We start from the raw sequence: 16,006 nt of genomic DNA on the forward strand, positions 1-16,006 counted from the left end.
TCACACCTTCAGGTACTTGCGCAGCGCGAAGAAAGCCGCAAGTGACGGCATCAGAACGCTCGTTGCGAGGATCAGCGGCAGCTTGGTCAACACCGCGTCCCAGCCGACGAAATTGATCAGCGTGAGCTTGTGGGAGAGGTCCATGCCGTGGTCGATGGTGAAGTACCGGCCGACCACCAGGGCCACACAGGCGAGCCCGCCGCCGATGAGCCCGGCGACCGCGGCCTCGGCGATGAACGGCGCCTGGATGTAGAAGCCCGACGCACCGACCAGGCGCATGATCCCGGTTTCGCGCCGACGACTGAACGCCGAGACGCGCACGGTGTTGACGATCAGCAGCAGCGCGACGATCAGCATCATCGCCATCACGCCGAGCGCGCCCCGGTTCATCAGGTTCAGCAGCTGGAAGAGGTTGTCCAGGATGCCCTTCTGGTCCTGCACGGACTGCACACCGGCGCGCCCGTTGAAGGCGGAGGCGATCACCTGGTACTTCTGCGGGTCCTTGAGCTTGATCCGGTACGACTCCTGCATCTGGTCCGGCGTCAGCGAACTGGCCAGCGGGGAGTTGCCGAACTGCTCCTTGTAGTGCTTGTACGCCTCGTCCTGCGACTCGTAGGCGACCTTCTCGACGACCGACATCTTGTGCAGGTCCGAGAGGATCTGCTTCTTCTGGTCCTCGGTGACGGCGCCCTTGGCGCAGTTGACGTCCGATTCGGCGTCGTGCTTGTTGCACAGGAAGATCGAGACGTTGACCTTGTCGTACCAGTAGCCCTTCATGGTGCTCACCTGGTCGCTCATCAGCAGCGAGCCGCCGAAGAGCGCCAGGGACAGGGCGACGGAGACGATGACGGCGAAGGTCATCGTCAGATTGCGGCGGAGACCGACACCGATCTCCGACAGGACGAACTGGGCGCGCATGGCGTCTTGTCGAGCCTTTCCGTCGTGAACTTGCTTAGTGCTGGTAGCCGTAGACGCCGCGGGCCTGGTCGCGGACGAGGCGGCCCTTCTCCAGCTCGATGACGCGCTTGCGCATCTGGTCCACGATGTTCTGATCGTGCGTCGCCATGATGACCGTGGTGCCCGTCCGGTTGATGCGGTCGAGCAGCTTCATGATGCCGACGGAGGTCTGCGGGTCGAGGTTGCCGGTGGGCTCGTCGGCGATCAGCAGCTTGGGCCGGTTGACGAAGGCCCGCGCGATGGCCACGCGCTGCTGCTCACCGCCGGAGAGCTCACCGGGCATCCGGTCCTCCTTGCCGCCGAGCCCGACGAGGTCGAGCACCTGCGGCACGGACTTGCGGATCTCGCCGCGGGACTTGCCGATGACCTCCTGGGCGAAGGCCACGTTCTCCGCGACGGTCTTGTTCGGCAGGAGCCGGAAGTCCTGGAACACCGTCCCCAGCTGGCGGCGCATCTGCGGCACCTTCCAGTTGGAGAGGCGTGCGAGGTCCTTGCCCAGGACGTGCACCTGGCCGTGGCTGCACCGCTCCTCGCGGAGGACCAGCCGCAGGAAGGTGGACTTTCCGGAGCCGGAGGACCCCACGAGGAACACGAACTCGCCCTTCTCCACTTCCAGGGAGACATCCCTGAGTGCGGGGCGGGTCTGCTTGGGGTAGACCTTGGAGACGTTGTCGAATCGGATCACGGATGCACCACGGGTCGCCGGGGGTAGATGAGCGTGACCATACGCGACCCGGGTGTGCAAGTGCAGTCGCAGGTCGAGGTTGGGTAAGGCTTGTACGTTTTTGTACCGTCCGCTGCTCTCTCCCCGCTCTCCAAGGCCCCGCGCAAGCTCCGCGGGAACCTGGCACAGTGGAGGGGGAACGTTCTCGTTCCCGTGAGCGTTGTACGAGTGATGGCCGGTGCAAGGAGGGCGGGCGCATGACGTACGACCGGTTGGTGTGCGCGAACTGCGCGGCGCCCGTGAGCGAGGGCCGGTGCCCGGTGTGCCGTGCCAACCGCGAGCGACTGCAGCAAGAGGGTTTCCTGGGCGGGGTGAGCCCGATGGCTCTGATCGCCCTGCTGGCGGTGCTGATCGCCGCGGTGGCGCTGCTGGCGCACCAGACCGCTTGAGAACCGGCGCGTGTAAGAAAAGTCCCAGAAACCGGTGCCGTAAACCCGTCAGGGCCCGGAGCGTGGAGCTCCGGGCCCTTCCGTGTGCGCGGTTGACGCGCTGCGTGATCGTACGACTACACAACGGCCGTCCGGCTACGCCCTGACCGTATGGTCATGCGATGGCCGTATGGTTACGCGGCCGCGCCGCCCCGGCCGTTGACCAGACGCGGCAGGACGCGGAAGCCGATGCCGCCGGCGATCATCGTCGCGGCGCCGATGAGCAGGAACGCGGTCTGGCCGGCACCGGTCTCGGCGAGCTGCTTGTCGCCGCCCTGGGCCTGGGTGTCGGAGCCGGTGTCGGTGAGGGTCGCGGAGCCCTCCTCCTGCGAGGCGTTGTCGTTGCCGCCGCCCTGCGGGGTGTCGTTGTTGCCGCCGGTGGAGCCACCGGTGGTGCTGCCACCCGTGCCGGAGGAACCACCGGTGTTGCCGTTGCCACCGCCGTTGCCGTTTCCACCGCCGGTGCCGTTGCCGCCACCGTTGCCGTTTCCACCGCCGGTGCCGTTGTCACCACCATTGCCGTTGCCGCCGTCGGTGGTAGTGCTGCCACCGTCCGTGGTGGATCCGCCATCGGTCGAACCGCCGTCGGTGGTGCCGCCGATGGTGACGGTGCCGCCGATGCCGCCGTCGGTGGTGCCACCGTCCGTGGTGGATCCGCCGTCGGTGGTGCCACCGTCCGTCGTGGAACCGCCCTCGGTGGTGCCACCGTCCGTCGTGGAACCGCCCTCGGTGGTGCCACCGTCCGTCGTGGAACCGCCCTCGGTCGAGCCCTCGGTCACCCCCAGAGTGGCGCCCTGGATGGAACCGTCGGTCGTCCCCTGGGTCGAGCCGTCGGTGTCATTGCCGTCCGTCGTGACACCCAGGCTGATCGGGCCCGCCTGGACGCCGAGGTCCAGGGCGGAGGCCGCGCCGGCTGCGGTCAGTGACGCACCGGCCGCGATCACGGCGCCGGCGGCTATCCGCGCGACCCGGATCCGCGTCTTCTTCGTCATATGGTTGCTACCCCCAGTAGCTGTTCGTCAATGAGGCGCGCATGGGGCGTTGCCGTGATCGACGGGAGGCAGCCGGTGACGAAGTCGCGTCAACTCATTCCCCCGGTTCACATGCGCCCCTGAAGTACGCATGCCGCACTTCACCCTTCCGATTTTTCAAAGCAACGTCAAGGCCGTTGCGGGCGCAATGTCCTATCGGGAGGCATTTGGGGTGAGTTGAAGCCTGTGAGTGTGATGTAAAACCCAGACAAAAGACAACTGCCGCCTCTCGGGCGGCAGTTGTCGTGTCGACAAAGTTACTTCTCCTGCTGCTTGCGCCAGCGAATGCCGGCCTCCAGGAAGCCGTCGATCTCGCCGTTGAACACGGCCTCGGGGTTGCCGACCTCGTACTCGGTGCGCAGGTCCTTGACCATCTGGTACGGGTGCAGCACGTACGAACGCATCTGGTTGCCCCAGGAGTTGCCGCCGTCGCCCTTGAGGGCGTCCATCTTGGCCTGCTCCTCCTGCCGGCGCCGCTCCAGCAGCTTGGCCTGGAGGACGTTCATGGCGGTGGCCTTGTTCTGGATCTGCGACCGCTCGTTCTGGCAGGAGACCACGATGCCGGTGGGCAGGTGGGTGATGCGGACCGCGGAGTCGGTCGTGTTGACGCCCTGGCCGCCGGGCCCGGAGGACCGGTAGACGTCGATGCGCAGGTCGGACTCGTCGATCTCGACGTGGTCGGACTGCTCGACGACGGGCAGCACCTCCACACCGGCGAAGGACGTCTGGCGGCGGCCCTGGTTGTCGAAGGGCGAGATGCGCACGAGGCGGTGCGTGCCCTGCTCGACGGAGAGGGTGCCGTAGGCGTACGGCGCCTGGACGGCGAAGGTGGTCGACTTGATGCCGGCCTCTTCGGCGTACGACGTCTCGATGAGCTCGGTCTTGTAGCCGCGCTGCTCGGCCCAGCGCAGGTACATGCGCTGGAGCCGCTCGGCGAAGTCGGCGGCGTCGACGCCACCGGCCTCGGCACGGATGTTGACGAGCGCCTCACGGGAGTCGTACTCGCCGCTCAGCAGCGTCCGGACCTCCATCTCGTCCAGCGCCTTCCTCACCGCGGCCAGCTCGGACTCGGCCTCGGCACGGGTGTCCGGGTCGTCCTCCTCCTCGGCCATCTCGAAGAGGACGGCGAGATCGTCGATCCGGCCGCGCAGCGCCTCCGCCTTCCTGACCTCGGCCTGGAGGTGGGAGAGCTTGCTGGTGATCTTCTGCGCCTCGTCCGGGTTGTCCCAGAGGGACGGCGCGGCCGCCTGCTCCTCGAGCACGGCGACGTCTGCCCTCAGCTTGTCGAGGTCCAGGACGGCCTCGATCGACTCCATGGTCGAGGAGAGGGACTTCAGCTCTTCGGATACATCGACGACTGCCACGCATCCAGCGTAACGGCTCCGCCGAGCACCGAGCCCCTACCGGGGCCCCGGCCCCCGGCCTCGGCCTTTCCCCAGGCCCACCATCCCGGTCGGCTGGGCGGCACCGCCCCACCGAGACTCGGTCACCGCGCGCTGGGATGGCGGCGATCCGGGGCACTCCCCGCCGACCGGGACAATCCCTGGCTGCCACGCCGGCGATCTGGGCACCTCCCGTCCGACCGGGACAACGCCCTCCGCTTCCCTCAGGAGCCGGTGGAGCCCACCGCCCGACCAACCCGGCACCCCTGAGACTCGGTCGCCTGTCGCCTGTCGCCTGTCGCCGGTCGCCGGTCGCCTGTCGCCGGGGCCTGGGGAGACTGGCAGCTGTCCGGGCCGCGGCGATCTGGGGCGCCTCGGGGCCAACCGAGACTGCCCTCCCCTTCCCGGGAGCCTGTCAACGCCCTGCCGGCCGCCGACGCCGCGACGATCCGGGGCCGCTCTCGGCCCGGCCGCGCTCCCGCCCCTCCCACCGAAGCCAGCCGATCACCCAAGCCGCGACGGACCAGGCCACGCCTCAGCCGACCGAGCCCCCGCTCCTCCCCCAGCGGCCGAGGGAAGCCCTCCGGCCGGCCGAACCGTCGCGTACCGGCCTCCAGCCGACCACTCCCCCACTTCCCTCCCCAAAGCCAGGAAACGCCCGCCCGTCGGCCGAGCCGCAGTGGGCCCGGGCGCCCTCCTCCAGGCGGGGAAACCCAGGGGTGACAGAGGTGGAGCCCCCTGGGTGGGTCAGGGGGTCGACGTGGGGTGGGTGGTCGGCGTCGGGTCGTCCTCGCCGCCGGAGGAGGCGAACCACGCGCCGACGCCCAGGACGGCGGCCAGGACGACCCCGGCCACCCCCAGAGTCACCCGGCGCCGCCGCACCGCGGCCTTGTGCCGGGCCGAGCCCGGCCGGGGCGCACCGGCGGCGCGAGGAGCGCGGGCCGTGCCGTGCGCGCCGCCCGCCAGCTCGTCCGGCCCCGGCACCCGCATCGAGGTGTGCGTGTCCCGGTTGGAGTCCGGCTTGGTGCCCGGCACCAGCGACACCGCGCCCCGCCGTCGTACCGGCTCACCCGGCAAAGGCGCCGGCCCCGGCTCCTCCTCCGCCGCGCCCTCGGAGGGCTCGGGTTCGTCCACGTCCAGCGGCGGCATCCCGGCCAGCGTCGGCAGCTGCTCCCGCAGCCGCGCCGCCAGCTCGGAGGCGCGCAGCCGGGACGCGGGCGCCTTGGCCAGGCACTGCACGATCAGCTGCCACAGCTCCTCCGGGATGCCGGGCAGGGGTACCACGGTCTCCGTGACGTGCCGGCGCAGGACCGCGCCGGGGTGCCCCCCGCCGAACGGGGTGAAGCCCGCCAGCAGCTCGTACAGGACCGTCGCCAGGGCGTAGATGTCCACGGACGCGCGCGGCGGCAGGCCCTCGACGATCTCGGGGGCGAGGTAGTCCGGCGTACCGATGATCTTCGTCGCTCGCGTGCGCTTCGGCGTGTCGATCAGCTTGGCCACGCCGAAGTCGGTGAGCAGGGCGGGGTGGGCGCCCCCGGGTCCCAGCGGGCCCTGCATGTCGAGGAGCACGTTCTCGGGCTTGACGTCCCGGTGGACGACCCCGGCCGCGTGGGCCGCGGCCAGCGCGTCGGCGATGTCGGCGACGATCGCGACGGCCGCCTCGGGGGCGAGCCGCCGCTCGCGCTCCAGCCGGGTGCGCAGGTCGGTGCCGCGTACGAGGTCCATGACCAGGGCCAGGTCGTTGCCGTCGACCACCAGGTCGCGCACGGTGACGATGTGCGGGTGCTCCAGGCCGAGCAGCGCGGTGCGCTCCTGCACGAAGCGCCCGACGAGCTCCTGGTCGGAGGCGAGGTCCTCGCGCAGCAGCTTGACGGCGACGGGACCCTCCGGTCCCTCGCCCAGCCACACCGTGCCGGCGCTGCCCCGCCCCAGGATCTGGTTCGCGGTGTACCGGCTGCCGATCTTCCGTGCCAAGACTGCTCCTACCAGACGCGTGTTGCCGATAAAACTACGCGTCCGGCGAGCCAACCTTCACCGCGGAGACGGAAATCACCCGCCAGATGTCGACAAATCCTCAAACTCGCGGGCGGTTACCGCGAGTTCGCGCCCCGGGTCACCCCGGTCCGGGCGCTCAGTTGCCGCTGCCGGAGGAACCGCCCAGTTGCTTCATCCACTTGCTCACCTGGCCGGCCCAGTGGCTCACCTCGTGCCAGTAGCTCCGGCCCTGCCCGATCCAGGTGTGCACCGGGGTCAGCTCGTAGATCAGCCAGCTCGCCACGACCAGGATGACGATCGTGAACAGGCAGCCCTTCAGGCAGCCGAGCCCCGGGATCTTCATCGGGTTGGCGCTGCGCTGCCGGGGTGCCCGGGGCTCGCGGGCGGGCCGCTGCGGCTCCGGCGCGGGTGGCGCGTACCGCTGCGGCTGCTGCGGCGGGGCGTACTGCTGGGGCTGCTGCTCCCCGTAGCCGTACCCCTGCTGGTAGCCCTGCTGCCGGCCGCGCGGCTGGGGCTGCTGCGGGCGGGCCTGCGGGGCCTGCCGCGGCTGCTGCTGAGGACGGGCCACCTGCCGCTGGGGCCGGTGGTGCAGCGGGTCGTCCTCCGGGGACAGGTACTGGATCTGCGTCTGCTCGTTGCGGTCGCGGGCGGCGCGCAGCTGGGTCTGCCAGGGGTGCGGCTGCTCGGGCTGCTGCCCCTGCGGACCGGTGTTCGGCAGCACCGCCGTCGGGTCGGCCGCGCCCGTGTTCGGCAGTACGGCGGTGGGGTCGGCGGCGCCGACGGGGCCGCCGGTGTGCGGCAGGAAGCTGGTCGCGGCGTTGGGGTCGTACGACCCCGCCGAGCCCTGCGGCAGCACCTGGGTGGGGTCGGCGGCGCCGGGCACGCCCGGGACGGCGGTCGGGGCCGGGTCGGGGGCCAGCAGCGCGCCCACACCCTCGGCGGCGGCGATCTGCGCGGCGTTCGCGTGCACCCCGATGCCCTCGGCGACGACCCGGAGGCCGCGCGCCAGGTTCTCGGCGCTGGGCCGTTCGTCGGGGTTCTTGCGCAGGCAGCGTTCTATGACCGTCCACAGCGGGTCCGGGACGGTGGAGGGGCGGCGCGGCTCGGCGCTCAGGTGCTGGTGCAGCACCTCCAGGGCCGTGCTGCCGGCGAACGGCGGGCGGCCGGTGACCAGCTCGTACAGCAGGATGCCGGCGCCGTAGATGTCCACGGCGGAGGTCTGCGGGCGGCCCTCGGCGGACTCCGGCGCCACGTACGCGGGCGTGCCGACGAACTCCTGGGTGCGGGTCAGGCCCGGGGAGTCGGCGAGACGGGCGATGCCGAAGTCGGTCAGCATCGGGTGCATCTGGCCGCCGGCCTGCATGAGCAGCACGTTGGCGGGCTTCAGGTCGCGGTGGACGACGCCGTCGGCGTGGCTCGCGGCGAGCGCGTCGGCGATCTGCGCGGTCATCAGCGCGGCGGCGACCGGCGTGAGGGGGCCGCTCTCGCGCAGGTAGCGGTGCAGGTCGGGGCCGTCGACCAGGTCCATGACCAGCGCCAGCAGATCGCCCTCGACGACCAGGTCGCGGACCCGGACGATGTTCGGGTGGGTGAGGCGGAGCAGCACGGAGCGCTCGCGCAGGAAGCGCATCACGATGTCCGGGTCGCTCGCCAGTTCCTCTTTGAGGACCTTGATCGCGACCGTCTCGCCGGGCTGCCCGGGTACGGCCGCCTCGGCGCCCGCGGTCTCGCGCTGGCGGGCACGCCAGACGGTGCCTGTGGCGCCGCGTCCGAGCGGCTCCTCAAGCAGGTACTTGCTGCCGACTGGCCGCACGTCACGCGCTCCCTGCTGCTTGCTGATGCTTGCTTGTCTGCATTCCGGTTGTCGTTCCGGTTGTTCCGATCCACTGTAGTGCCGCCCCCGAGGGCACTACGTAAGCGTTCCCGAGCATGTTCGATGTGTTCGACGGAAAGACGCTCCCGTCGGTCCACTGGTTGCCGCAGGCCGGACGTGACCGATCTCAAGTGATCGTCTGTGCGGCACTGGTCAGGCACTTTTGGGGGCAGAGCCGACCAATCAAGATCACTTGATGCCGGGTCCCGGGCGCGTTGTCGGTGGCAGGTGCGAGGATGCCCTGCAGTACTGGCCGACGTGCTCGTGTGGGGTGGGGATGCAGATCCGGCTGACCGTCGTAGACCCGCTGGGCCCGGCCCCGCAGCGGGGCCGCGCCGCGAGCCGCGACGTGCTGGTCACGGCGCCCACCGGCACGGACCTGGCCGCGGTCGCGACGGCGCTGGCCGGGGTGGTCACCGGGGAGGGCCGCGACGCCCCCAACTCCCCCGTAGTGCTCTACGCCGGCACCGAGCGGCTGGACGCCCGCCGCTGCGCCCTCGGCGAGCCCCCGCTGGTCGACGGCGCGGTGCTGTCCCTGGGCGCCCCGGCGGCCCCCGAGCCGCATCCCGAGCTGGACGACGCGCCCACCCAGCTGCATGTCGTGGCGGGCCCGGACGCGGGCGGCGTCCATCTGCTGCACGGCGGCCGGATCACCGTGGGCCGCTCGGCCGACGCGGACGTCCCGCTGGACGACCCCGACGTGTCCCGGCTGCACTGCGTGGTCACCGTCGGGGCGGACGGGCGGGTGTCCGTCGCCGACCTCGGCTCCACGAACGGCACGACGCTGGACGGGGTCCGGGTGGGCGAGCGCCCGGTGCGGGTCCCCGCCGGGGGCTTGCTGCGGATCGGGGAATCGGCGCTGCGGGTTGCTCCGTCCGGGGGACCGGGCGCGCGGACCGTCTCCGACGGGGAGGGATGCCTTCGGGTTGTCCTCACGGGAACGGGCGACTCCGCGGACCGGCCTTCGGCCTTCTCCGGTTCGCCGCCCGCAGGTGCCGGGGCCGTCTCCGCGACCGGGCAGCACAGCTACGGCTCCGACGGCTGGGGGACCTCCGGCAGCGGGGGGCAGGAGCATCAGCGGGGGCCGGCCGTCGTGCCCGGGCAGGGCGGGGCACCCCGGATCGAGAGCGCGCCCGGTGCCGCCCGCGGCGGGGACACGCACGCGGGGCGGTTCGGCGTCGACGGGACGGACGAGGCGCCGCCGGACGGTGGCCGCAAGAACACTCCCGTCCGGGGCATCGACGCCCCGCAGGGCGCACGGCGGCGCGGGCTCGGTGCCTGGGCGCGCCGGCTGGCCGGCGGGCGTGGCGAACAGTCCGCCGGCGCCGGGGCGTACGACGGCACCGGCGCCCGTGCCGGCACCGGCCCGGCGGCCACCGCGCCGCAGCAGCCCGAGACCTGGCCGGATCCCGCCGCACTGCTGCTGACGGCGCTCGGCCCGGGGCCCCGGCTGTGGGAGCGTGAAGCCCGTCATCCGGAGACGCTGACCGTGCGGCTCGGTACGGCGGACCGGAGCGCGCCGGACGGCTCCGGCCTGGTGCCCGCGGTGCCCGTGACGGCGGCACTGCGCGAGGCGGGCGCACTGGGCCTGGCCGGCCCGCGCCCCCGGCTGTCCGGGCTGACCCGCGCGGTGCTGGCCCAGCTGGCCGCGCTGCACTCCCCCGACCTGCTGGAGATCGTGCTGATCAGCGCCGACCGCTCCCGCCCCGTGGAGGAGCGCACGGCCGAGTGGTCCTGGCTGGGCTGGCTCCCGCACGTCAGGCCGGGCCACGGCCAGGACTGCCGGCTGCTGCTGGCCTTCGACCGCGAGCAGGCGGCGGCCCGCACGGAGGAACTCCTGCGCCGGGTCGACGACCACACGGCGACCGGCACGACCGCGGCCCGCCCCGCCCCCGCACCCGGCACCCCCGTCGGCGCCACCGCTCACGCCACCGGCATCCCGGCCCAGGGACTCGCCCCCGGCCGAACCGGCGAGGGCGATCCCGCGCCCGGCCACATCCCCACCGGCCCTGCCCACGGCGGCACCCACCCGTCGGCCGCCCCCTCGGCCCCCACCCACCGCCCCTCCTGGGCCAGGGACGACGCCGAGGTCGGCGGAGGCAGCGGTTTCGCCGGTCCCTACACCGTCGTCGTCGTGGACGGAGACCCCGGTGGCGGCGCGCTGCGGGAGGCGGTCGCGCGGCTGGCCGTGGCCGGCCCGCGGGCCGGGATCCATGTGGTCTGTCTGGCCGAGACCGCCCCCGCCTCGCCCGCCTCCCCCGTGGCGCGGACGTACGAGGCCGCGTGCGCGGTGACGCCGACCTTCCGGCACTGCGGTGCCGTGGCGCTGCTCAGCGGGGATGTCACGACGGCGGTGCACCTGCTGCGGGTGGCGCCGGGCGGACCCGTCGAGCCGGGGACGGTCGCCGCCGTGGACGCCGTGTCCCTCGCCTGGGCGGAGCGGTTCGCCCGGGCGCTGGCGCCGCTGCGGCCGGACGGCCCGGCCGGCGAGCGGGACACGCGCGTGGCGGCGCCGTTGCCGCAGTCGGCGCGGCTGCTGGACGAGCTGGGGCTGGCCCGGGCCACCCCGGCGTCGCTGATGGCGCGCTGGGCCGACGCGGCCGACGACACCCAGGCCCTGGGCGGCCGGGCGCGGGCGGTGCTCGGTGCCGGGCCGCGCGGGCCGCTCACCGCCGACCTGGTGGCCGACGGACCGCACCTGCTGATCGAGGGGCCGTCCGGCAGCGGTCGTACGGAGTTGCTGCGGGCCGTGGTGGCCTCGCTGGCCGCCGCCGAGCGGCCGGACCGGCTGGGCGTCGTGCTGATCGACGGCCGGGACGGGGTCGGGACCAGCGCCGCGCACGGCGAGGGACTGCGCGTGTGCACCGACATACCGCATGTCACCACCCACCTCGTCGCCAACGACCCCGTGCGCATGCGCGAGTTCGCCCAGTCGCTGGCCGCCGAGCTCAAGCGGCGGGCGGAGCTGCTGGGGCGGTCCGATTTCGCGCAGTGGCACGCGGGGCACGAGGTGTCCGGCCGGATCGTCGCCCAGCGCGCACCGGCCCCCGCCACCGGTGACCTGGAGGCGCCGCCCAGTTCCACCCTGCGGCTGCGGCCGGGGGCGGCTTCGCGGCAACGGGCCGAGGCGGCGCCACCGTTGCCGCGGCTCGTGGTCGTCGTGGACGACCTGGACGCGCTGGTCTCACCCCCGCTCGGCTCGCCGGGCCGGCCCGCCGCCGGTTCGGTGCTGCGCGCGCTGGAGGCGGTGGCCCGGGAGGGCGAGCGGCTCGGGGTGCATCTGGTGGCGGCGGCCGGGACCGGGGGCCGAACGGCGGAGACCGAGCCCGCGCGGCGGGCGGCCCTGCGGGTCGTGCTGGACGCTCCGCAGCAGGGGCCGGACGAACCGGCGCCGGGGCGTGGCCGGCTGGCGTACGCGGACGGGCGGGCCGTCGGTTTCCAGGGCGGCCGGGTGACGGGCCGCATCCCGCGCACCGCGACCCAGCGGCCCACGGTGGTCCCGCTGGACTGGCAGCGCATGGGCGATCCCCCGGCCCGCCGGCCGGTGCGGGAGCTGGGCAACGGCCCCACCGACCTGGCCCTGCTGGCGAGCGCGGTGGAGCGGGCGGCCCGGGAGGTGTCGGCGGCGGAGGTGCCGTCTTTGCTGTAGCCGGGGAGGCACGCATACACCGCCGGTCACGAGCCGGTCACGATGACCCGTTTGACACAGCAGGCGCTCTTGCCCGTCCCGAGCGGCCCGGCGTACACCGGACCGCACGGGACAGTCTTCTTTACGTTCAATGGAGAACGACGAACGGGGAAGTGATGCGCAGCAAGAGCAGCACCATCCGGACACGCAGGACCGTCACCACATTCGCCGCGCTGCTCACCGGAGCCCTCGCCCTGAGCGCCTGCTCCGGCAGCGATGACAACGGCGGGAAGGGCAGCGGCGAGAAGACCGGCGGAGCCACCGGCTCCACCGTCACCCTGCCGAAGCTGAACGGCGCGAACCTGGAGATCGCCGCCGTGTGGACCGGTCAGGAGCAGAAGAACTTCAAGCAGGTCCTGGCCGAGTTCGAGAAGCGCACCGGCGCGAAGGTCACCTTCGTGCCCGCCCAGGACCCGATCATCAACTTCGTCGGTTCGAAGATCGCCGGTGGCCAGCCGCCGGACGTGGCCATGCTGCCGCAGCCCGGCGCCATCAAGCAGGCCGTGCAGCGGGGCTGGGCCAAGCCGCTCGGGGCGGAGGCCCAGAAGGAGCTGCAGAAGAACTACTCCCAGGGCTGGCAGGACATCGGCAAGGTCGACGGCAAGCAGTACGGCGTCTACTACAAGGCCGCCAACAAGTCGCTGATCTGGTACAACACCAAGGTCTTCGACAACGCGGGCGCCAAGGAGCCGAAGACGTGGCCGGAGTTGCTGACCACCGCCCGGGCGGTGTACGACTCCGGGGTCACGCCGTTCTCGGTGGGCGGTGCGGACGGCTGGACGCTGACGGACTGGTTCGAGAACGTCTATCTGTCCCAGGCCGGCCCCGAGAAGTACGACCAGCTCGCCCAGCACAAGATCAAGTGGACGGATCCCTCGGTCAAGCAGGCGCTGACGACGCTGGCGCAGATCTGGGGCAAGAAGGACTACCTCGCGGGCGGCCAGGACGGCGCGCTGCAGACGGAGTTCCCGTCCTCGGTCACCCAGACCTTCACCGGCGGCGACCAGCCGAAGGCCGCGATGGTCTACGAGGGCGACTTCGTGCAGGTCAACATCGGTGAGACCAAGGCGAAGGTGGGCACGGACGCGAAGGTGTTCCCGTTCCCGGCGGTCGGCTCGGCCGCGCCGGTGGTCTCCGGCGGTGACGCGGCGGTGATCCTGAAGGACTCCAAGGCGGCCCAGGCCCTGGTCACCTTCCTCGCCTCACCGGACGCGGCGACGATCCAGGCGAAGCTCGGCGGCTATCTCTCGCCGAACAAGAACGTGCCGGTCTCGGCGTACCCGAACGCGGTGCAGCAGAAGATCGCCAAGGCGCTGATCGCCTCCGGCGACGACTTCCGCTTCGACATGTCCGACCAGGCCCCGCAGGCCTTCGGCGGCACCCCCGGCAAGGGCGAGTGGAAGGACCTGCAGGACTTCCTGAAGAACCCGGCGGACGTGGCGGGCACCCAGGCCAGGCTGGAGAAGGACGCGGCGGCCGCGTACGGAAGCGGGAGCTGATCCGGCGATGGCGTCGGCGGCAACGGCGGCGGGGGCCTCACCGGGTCCCGCCGCGCCCCGCAGTCGTAGGAGCGTGACCGGCACCCGCCGGACCGTGGCAGCGCTGTTCCTGCTGCCCGCCCTGGTGCTGCTCGGCGCGCTCGTGGTCTACCCGATCGGGTACTCGGTCATCCGCAGCTTCTACAACGCCTCCGGCGACGGGTTCACCGGCGCCGACAACTACAAGACGCTCTTCACCGACGACGGCATCCGCACCGCCCTGAAGAACAACGTCATCTGGGTGGTGTTCGCTCCCGCGGTCTCCACCGCGCTCGGTCTGATCTTCGCGGTGCTGACCGAACGGGTGCGCTGGGGAACGGCGTTCAAGCTGGTCGTCTTCATGCCGATGGCGATCTCGATGCTGGCGGCCGGGATCATCTTCCGACTGGTGTACGACCAGGATCCGCACAAGGGGGTCGCGAACGCGGTGTGGGTGGGTGTCCACGACACCTTCGCGCAGTCGTCGGCGTTCCCGAAGGCCCACCCGGGCCGTGAGTCGCCGCTCGTCGCGCAGAACGGCGGTTTCGTCACCAAGACCACGGTCCACGCCGGGCAGACGGTCACCCTGCCGCTCGTCGGCGTCGCCCCGGACCAGATGCCGGACGGCGCGAAGAAGGCGGTGGCCGCCCGGCCCGAGCCCGGGAAGATCACCGGCACCACCTGGCAGGACTTCACGCGCGGCAAGGGCGTGGGACGGCTCGGCGCGCCCGACCCGTCCGAGCGGGGCTACGCCGGGATGCGGATCGAGGCGGTGAAGGACGGCAAGGTGGTCGCCTCCACCGAGGCGGCCGGCGACGGCACGTTCACGCTGCCCGCCTCCGCCGACGGCGCGCATCTGCGCCTTCCGGCGGGCAACTTCAAGGAGCCGTACAACGGCGTCGAGTGGCTCGGCCCGGCGCTGGTCACCCCGGCGGTCATCGGGGCGTACGTCTGGATGTGGGCGGGCTTCGCGATGGTGCTGATCGCGGCCGGGCTCGCGGGCGTGCCCCGGGAGCTGCTGGAGGCGGCGCGGGTGGACGGCGCCACCGAGTGGCAGGTGTTCCGCAAGGTCACCGTGCCGCTGCTCGCGCCGGTCCTCGCGGTCGTCACCGTCACGCTGATGATCAACGTGCTGAAGGTGTTCGACCTCGTCTACATCATCGCCCCGGGCTCCTCCCAGGACGACGCCAACGTGCTCGCCCTGGAGCTGTACCGCAAGGGCTTCGCCGAGAACCAGCCGGGCGTCGCGAGCGCGATCGCGGTGCTGCTGCTGGTGCTGGTGATTCCCGTGATGCTGTTCAACGTTCGTCGGCTGCGGCGGGAGGTGCGGCGATGACGGCGACCGCCGGGAGCATCGGGAAGGTCGGGCCCGTGCAGACGGTGAAGGCACGCCGGTCCCTCGGCTCGAAGATCACCGAGAGGCTGAGCGGCGGGCTGGTCCGCGTGTTCCTGATCGTGGTCGGTCTGTTCTGGCTGGTGCCGACGATCGGGCTGCTCGTCTCCTCGCTGCGCGCGCCGGAGGACATGAGCGCGAGCGGCTGGTGGAAGGTGTTCGCCGAGCCGTCCCAGCTGACCTTCGACAGCTATCGGAAACTGCTGGAGAACGGGGACATCACCCACTCCCTCTGGAACACCGTGCTGATCACGGTCCCGGCGACGCTGCTGGTCGTCGTGGTCGGCTCCCTCGCGGGCTACGCGTTCGCGTGGATGGAGTTCCCGGGCCGGGACTGGTGGTTCCTGGGTGTGGTGAGCCTGCTGGTCGTCCCCGTACAGGTGGCGCTGATCCCGATCGCCGAACTGTTCGGGAAGGTCGGCCTGTTCGGGACCATCCTCGGCGTGATCCTGTTCCACACCGGCTTCGGACTGCCGTTCGCGGTGTTCCTGCTGCGGAACTTCTTCGCGGAGATCCCGCGCGAGCTGCTGGAGGCGGCCCGCCTGGACGGCGCCGGTGAACTCCGGCTGTTCGCGCGGGTCGTGCTGCCGCTCGGCGGTCCGGCGATCGCGAGCCTCGGCATCTTCCAGTTCCTGTGGGTGTGGAACGACATGCTGGTCGCGCTGGTGTTCACCAAGTCCGGCACCCAGCCGATCACGGTCGCGCTGCAGACGCAGGTACGGCAGTTCGGCAACAACATCGACGTGCTGGCACCCGGCGCGTTCATCTCCATGGTGATCCCGCTGGCCGTGTTCTTCGCGTTCCAGCGTCAGTTCGTGTCCGGGGTGATGGCGGGCGCGGTCAAGTAACGGCGTTCGTCAGCACCCTTGCGAGGGGCGGGCCACCAGGGGGTCCGCCCCTCGCCGTTCATCCGTCGTCCCCCCGCCGTCCCCCATATGCCGCACGAACCGTAACCAATTCATTCCATCGGCCGTTTCCGGTCAGAAACCCCGCGCCGACCGACGACCCTTGGATGTCC

11 protein-coding genes are annotated in these 16,006 nt (G+C 71.9%); 5 read left to right on the plus strand and 6 right to left on the minus strand.

Annotation, left to right across the window (positions count from 1 at the left end):
- Both ftsX and ftsE read right to left on the minus strand, forming a co-directional pair.
- Entirely contained in the window at positions 1 to 918 is a 918-nt protein-coding gene (gene ftsX, locus ACQPXS_RS20050) for a permease-like cell division protein FtsX (RefSeq protein ID WP_351809280.1), read from the minus strand.
- Between the two features lie 34 nt (positions 919 to 952).
- Positions 953 to 1,642: a cell division ATP-binding protein FtsE gene (gene ftsE, locus ACQPXS_RS20055; RefSeq protein WP_031159396.1), complete on the minus strand. Its 690-nt coding sequence runs from the start codon at positions 1,640 to 1,642 to the stop codon at positions 953 to 955.
- 236 nt (positions 1,643 to 1,878) lie between these two features.
- On the opposite strand from ftsE, the gene ACQPXS_RS20060 reads away from it, so the two are divergent.
- Positions 1,879 to 2,070, plus strand: a complete 192-nt coding sequence (locus tag ACQPXS_RS20060; protein ID WP_351809283.1) for a hypothetical protein — start codon at positions 1,879 to 1,881, stop codon at positions 2,068 to 2,070.
- A gap of 173 nt (positions 2,071 to 2,243) precedes the next feature.
- Here the strand turns inward: ACQPXS_RS20060 and ACQPXS_RS20065 are convergent, their stop codons facing one another.
- The 4 genes from ACQPXS_RS20065 to ACQPXS_RS20080 form a co-directional block, all read right to left on the minus strand.
- Entirely contained in the window at positions 2,244 to 3,101 is an 858-nt protein-coding gene (locus ACQPXS_RS20065; protein WP_433450741.1) for a hypothetical protein, read from the minus strand.
- 296 nt (positions 3,102 to 3,397) lie between these two features.
- Positions 3,398 to 4,504, minus strand: a complete 1,107-nt coding sequence (prfB, locus tag ACQPXS_RS20070; protein WP_365719313.1) for a peptide chain release factor 2 — start codon at positions 4,502 to 4,504, stop codon at positions 3,398 to 3,400.
- Between the two features lie 765 nt (positions 4,505 to 5,269).
- Positions 5,270 to 6,496: a serine/threonine-protein kinase gene (locus tag ACQPXS_RS20075; protein WP_433450742.1), complete on the minus strand. Its 1,227-nt coding sequence runs from the start codon at positions 6,494 to 6,496 to the stop codon at positions 5,270 to 5,272.
- A gap of 157 nt (positions 6,497 to 6,653) precedes the next feature.
- The gene (locus ACQPXS_RS20080) at positions 6,654 to 8,330 is read right to left on the minus strand and encodes a serine/threonine-protein kinase (RefSeq protein ID WP_433450743.1); all 1,677 of its coding nucleotides are present in this window, start codon (positions 8,328 to 8,330) and stop codon (positions 6,654 to 6,656) included.
- A 337-nt stretch (positions 8,331 to 8,667) separates the two neighbouring features.
- On the opposite strand from ACQPXS_RS20080, the gene ACQPXS_RS20085 reads away from it, so the two are divergent.
- From ACQPXS_RS20085 to ACQPXS_RS20100, 4 genes are all read left to right on the plus strand, one after another.
- Positions 8,668 to 12,039, plus strand: coding sequence for an FHA domain-containing protein (locus ACQPXS_RS20085; protein ID WP_433450744.1), 3,372 nt, complete (start codon positions 8,668 to 8,670; stop codon positions 12,037 to 12,039).
- A gap of 155 nt (positions 12,040 to 12,194) precedes the next feature.
- Positions 12,195 to 13,577 (plus strand): ABC transporter substrate-binding protein, encoded by a 1,383-nt coding sequence (locus ACQPXS_RS20090; RefSeq protein WP_433450745.1) that lies wholly within the window; start codon positions 12,195 to 12,197, stop codon positions 13,575 to 13,577.
- Positions 13,578 to 13,650: 73 nt separating this feature from the next.
- The gene (locus ACQPXS_RS20095; RefSeq protein ID WP_433450746.1) at positions 13,651 to 14,931 is read left to right on the plus strand and encodes a carbohydrate ABC transporter permease; all 1,281 of its coding nucleotides are present in this window, start codon (positions 13,651 to 13,653) and stop codon (positions 14,929 to 14,931) included.
- Positions 14,928 to 15,836: a carbohydrate ABC transporter permease gene (locus ACQPXS_RS20100; protein ID WP_433450747.1), complete on the plus strand. Its 909-nt coding sequence runs from the start codon at positions 14,928 to 14,930 to the stop codon at positions 15,834 to 15,836. The genes ACQPXS_RS20095 and ACQPXS_RS20100 overlap by 4 nt, the downstream gene beginning before the upstream one ends.
- Positions 15,837 to 16,006: the final 170 nt, after the last annotated feature.

The sequence above is a fragment of the Streptomyces sp. CA-142005 genome, from assembly GCF_050942335.1.
Classification (GTDB): domain Bacteria; phylum Actinomycetota; class Actinomycetes; order Streptomycetales; family Streptomycetaceae; genus Streptomyces.

Coding starts and splice junctions, on each gene's coding strand:
- ACQPXS_RS20090 (WP_433450745.1), top strand. CDS start 12,195: ATGCGCAGCAAGAGCAGCACCATCCGGACACGCAGGACCGTCACCACA.
- ftsX (WP_351809280.1), bottom strand. CDS start 918: ATGCGCGCCCAGTTCGTCCTGTCGGAGATCGGTGTCGGTCTCCGCCGC.
- ACQPXS_RS20100 (WP_433450747.1), top strand. CDS start 14,928: ATGACGGCGACCGCCGGGAGCATCGGGAAGGTCGGGCCCGTGCAGACG.
- ACQPXS_RS20085 (WP_433450744.1), top strand. CDS start 8,668: ATGCAGATCCGGCTGACCGTCGTAGACCCGCTGGGCCCGGCCCCGCAG.
- ACQPXS_RS20065 (WP_433450741.1), bottom strand. CDS start 3,101: ATGACGAAGAAGACGCGGATCCGGGTCGCGCGGATAGCCGCCGGCGCC.
- ACQPXS_RS20060 (WP_351809283.1), top strand. CDS start 1,879: ATGACGTACGACCGGTTGGTGTGCGCGAACTGCGCGGCGCCCGTGAGC.